Source organism: Metabacillus rhizolycopersici (assembly GCF_020075705.1).
On the sequence record NZ_JAIQUM010000167.1, the window covers coordinates 1 to 3,578 of the forward strand.

Annotated in this window: 4 protein-coding genes, 4 tRNA genes and 1 rRNA gene; 1 reads left to right on the top strand and 8 read right to left on the bottom strand. The window is 41.9% G+C overall.

Annotated features, from left to right (window positions below; genetic code table 11):
• Positions 1-147: 147 nt before the first annotated feature.
• The 3 genes from K9V48_RS27440 to K9V48_RS27450 all read right to left on the bottom strand — a co-directional run bounded on the left by K9V48_RS27440 (position 148) and on the right by K9V48_RS27450 (position 1,015).
• Positions 148-444, bottom strand: coding sequence for a helix-turn-helix domain-containing protein (locus K9V48_RS27440; RefSeq protein WP_224142233.1), 297 nt, complete (start codon positions 442-444; stop codon positions 148-150).
• 116 nt (positions 445-560) lie between these two features.
• Complete coding sequence (locus tag K9V48_RS27445; protein WP_224142234.1) at positions 561-857, bottom strand: ABC transporter permease; 297 nt, start codon at positions 855-857, stop codon at positions 561-563.
• On the bottom strand, positions 854-1,015 hold the full coding sequence (locus tag K9V48_RS27450) for a hypothetical protein (protein WP_224142235.1): 162 nt from the start codon (positions 1,013-1,015) through the stop codon (positions 854-856). Before K9V48_RS27450 ends, K9V48_RS27445 begins: the two co-directional genes overlap by 4 nt.
• A 332-nt stretch (positions 1,016-1,347) precedes the next feature.
• Between K9V48_RS27450 and K9V48_RS27455 the strand changes: the two genes are divergently transcribed.
• Positions 1,348-2,265 carry an aldo/keto reductase gene (locus tag K9V48_RS27455; protein ID WP_224142236.1) on the top strand — a complete coding sequence of 306 codons (918 nt, stop codon included), beginning with the start codon at positions 1,348-1,350 and terminating at the stop codon, positions 2,263-2,265.
• Positions 2,266-2,915: 650 nt separating this feature from the next.
• On the opposite strand, the gene K9V48_RS27460 is transcribed toward K9V48_RS27455, so the two are convergent.
• The 5 genes from K9V48_RS27460 to rrf form a co-directional block, all read right to left on the bottom strand.
• A tRNA-Arg gene (locus K9V48_RS27460) sits at positions 2,916-2,989 on the bottom strand.
• A 23-nt stretch (positions 2,990-3,012) separates the two neighbouring features.
• A tRNA-Ser gene (locus K9V48_RS27465) sits at positions 3,013-3,103 on the bottom strand.
• An 81-nt stretch (positions 3,104-3,184) separates the two neighbouring features.
• Positions 3,185-3,258: transfer RNA gene (locus K9V48_RS27470), tRNA-Met, on the bottom strand.
• A 25-nt stretch (positions 3,259-3,283) separates the two neighbouring features.
• A tRNA-Val gene (locus tag K9V48_RS27475) sits at positions 3,284-3,356 on the bottom strand.
• A 94-nt stretch (positions 3,357-3,450) separates the two neighbouring features.
• Positions 3,451-3,566: ribosomal RNA gene (gene rrf / locus K9V48_RS27480) — 5S ribosomal RNA — on the bottom strand.
• Positions 3,567-3,578: the final 12 nt, after the last annotated feature.

Sequence of the window (3,578 nt, forward strand, 5' to 3'; positions counted from 1 at the left end):
TAATGGTCTGTGGAGGAGGAGATCGATTTCACCTAGCTTTGTATTGTACAGCTTACCGTTATCTGAAAAGGACATAGCCATTCGATTGCCTTTTGCATTGAATCCAAATTGGGGAAATGTCATACTGATGTAATCTTTGTATTTTTTCTATTTTGGATAGTTTTTATCCTTACGAAAGAAACCATCAAATGCCTTTTCTAGACGTAGAAAGACTTCCTGCAACGGTTGGGATGATATTTCTTTTAGGAATGGATAGTTCTTTTTATCCATTTTTAGTTGTGTTTGCATATCGTCACGATGATAAGATTCTTTTGACTCGTGATATTTACGTTGTTTATCCAAAAGAGCTGAATTATAGGTCTGACGACAATATTGTAGCCAACGATCTAGTATTTCCTTCTGTTCTTCGTTTGGAAAGATTTCGTATTTTTGATTCAATAACATTGTCGTCACCACCCTTATATTCTATTCCTACTATAGAACATAAGTTCCTATAATGCAACCCTTCAGGCTGTCGCCTGACCTAAATTCATCCCCTCCCTACCGTTGGGCTACACCTTTCACACGCTTGAGGAAGGGGAATTCTTTTGGGTGTTCGTTAAAATCCCATTTTCCCTTTGCGTGATCATATTAATATTAAGCGTAAATACCGATACGAAAATCACATTCAAATCGCATAACGCTGGAACATAAAAATCTATGTATCTAGTCCCAGCTAGTTTACCAGCTTCATTTCCAAACATAGACCCAAAGATTAGCAACATCAAGATCGGATAGATGAGGACCCAGAAGATCGTTAACCAATCGCGCAAATATAGCCGAAAATCAAAAACGATTAATTTTAAATAGGCATTCATTCCACTTCTTCCTTCCCCCGTAAGGTCAATTCGCTAAAAACATCACTCATTGAGGCATCCTCCAGCATTAGATCACGAACGATCCAGTCTTCATCTGCAGCCAATTGAAACAGATGCTTTAGCGTTAAGTCCAAATTGTTTGAATGAAGCTTTATCAAATTGGGCTCCCAGTCCATACTAACGACGTGGAAAAGAGTAGATAATGTCTCCGGTTTCGATTCCCCACTATTTTTAAAGCTAATTTTCTTCGTTCTCCCAAGCAAAGCAACTGCTTGCTGCAAGCAACGAAGGACAATGTTAATATCAAATTTAGTTAATATTGAAAACTACTATGTTTATGTGGCACAATCAATAAGAGATACACAGATTTCCCATGTGACGTTAACATAGATCTGGGCAACTAGCTCGAAACAAAAGGTTGGACCATATCTCTGCATGTGACGGACTCATCACACCAAGTACCCAATGATAAATAAGGAGGATATAAATCATGAGAACTATGAAACTTGGAAACAGCACATTAGAGGTACCCGTCGTTTCAGTCGGCTGCATGCGTATTAATTCGCTGGACAAAGCCGAGGCTGAGCACTTTGTCCAAACGGCGATGGAAGAGGGTGCGAATTTCTTCGACCATGCTGATATTTATGGCGATGGAAAATGCGAGGAAATATTTGCGGATGCCATCGGTATGAACGAGGATATTCGTGAAAAGATCATCCTGCAATCCAAGTGCGGCATTCGGAAGGGAATGTTTGACTTTTCCAAAGAACATATTTTAGAATCGGTAGACCGAAGCTTGAAGCGGCTGAAAACTGATTATCTGGATATACTGCTTCTACACCGTCCGGATACGTTGGTAGAGCCTGAAGAGGTGGCGGAAGCCTTCGATATTCTTGAAAGTTCAGGAAAAGTGCGCCATTTTGGCGTTTCCAATCAGAATCCGATGCAGATCCAGTTGCTGAAGAAGTCGGTGAAGCAGACGATTGTTGCAAACCAACTGCAATTAAGCATTACCAACGCCAACATGATCTCTAGTGGATTTAACGTGAATATGGAAAATGATCTCGCTGTTAACCGGGACGGCAGCGTGCTTGATTATTGCAGACTGAACGATATCACCATTCAGCCTTGGTCACCTTTTCAATACGGATTCTTTGAGGGAGTATTCCTCGGAAACGACAAGTTCCCTGAATTGAATCAAAAGATTAATGAAATCGCTGACAAATATGAGGTTAGCAACACGACTATCGCCATCGCATGGATTTTACGCCATCCCGCACACATGCAACCGGTCATCGGTACGATGAATGAAGGCCGATTAAAGGAGTGTTGTAAGGCAAGCCATGTCCATCTTACGCGTGAAGAATGGTATGGTATCTATCGTGAAGCAGGTAATGTGCTGCCTTAAACAACCAGATCAAACTTTATTACAAAGCTACATAATGAAGCACCGTCACGACTACATAATAAAGCACCCTCAAGTCTTCATGACCAAAGGGTGCTTTATTTTGACTAGACTCAGCTGAACAATCGATCCTTCATTAGAGCATTACGTGTTCCATTTAAAACTATCTCAGATTCGGGTATCGTCAGGAAAATGCGAATTTACACCGTTTAAGGAAATTCCACTATAAAAAGCCCAATTTTTCGTTATTCCATAAACGCGCCTTAATATTGAATAAGCAAAGAATTTCTATCGACTGGTAAAGTGGTAGTCTAGCTTACTTGTATGTATGGTGATTTTTTCAAGTTTAGCTCTTAAGCATTGATACCAATTCATTGCCCGATGCTCAATCTTCAAGACTAGCTGTTCTTTCCCGTTGATGTATGAGTTAATGTCATAAGGAAAACGTTGGGACAATTCTTCTTATAGGTTACGGGGATTGCGGAATGAGAGTGAACAAGTTTTACTCACCACAGCAAGGCTAGCATAGGTGTATACAATCTTCATTCGCATTAAATCCCCTCCATTTTTCGGACAATAAAAAGCACCTGATTTTTTTAAACAGGTACTTTCTCAACAATCTGACCTACCCCTTCTTGGATTAGGTTTTTATACGCGCCTTAGAGGATTCGAACCTCTGACCCACAGCTTAGAAGGCTGTTGCTCTATCCAGCTGAGCTAAAGGCGCATGATATGTGTAATAATTTGGAATGGCGGAGAAGGAGGGATTTGAACCCTCGCGCCGTTCACACGACCTACACCCTTAGCAGGGGCGCCTCTTCAGCCTCTTGAGTACTTCCCCATAAAATAAAAATGGCTCCACAGATAGGAGATTCTTGAACCATTGACCTCAGCCTTATCAGGCGTGCTCTCTAATCAATAATAGCGGCGGAGGGAGTCGAACCCACGACCTTTCGGGTATGAACCGAATGCTCTAGCCAGCTGAGCTACACCGCCATAATAAAAGATAAATTCTAATAAGTGGAGGATGACGGGATCGAACCGCCGACCCTCTGCTTGTAAGGCAGATGCTCTCCCAGCTGAGCTAATCCTCCGAAACACAGTTCGCAAAAGGGCGGTGTCTTAACCGCTTGACCAACGAGCCAATTAATAAATCCGAAAAAATAAAAACCCCTAATTGGGGTTTTTGCCTGGCAACGTCCTACTCTCACAGGGGGAAACCCCCAACTACCATCGGCGCTGAAGAGCTTAACTTCCGTGTTCGGCATGGGAACGGGTGTGGCCTCTTCGCCATCATTACCAGATAATTTATTCGG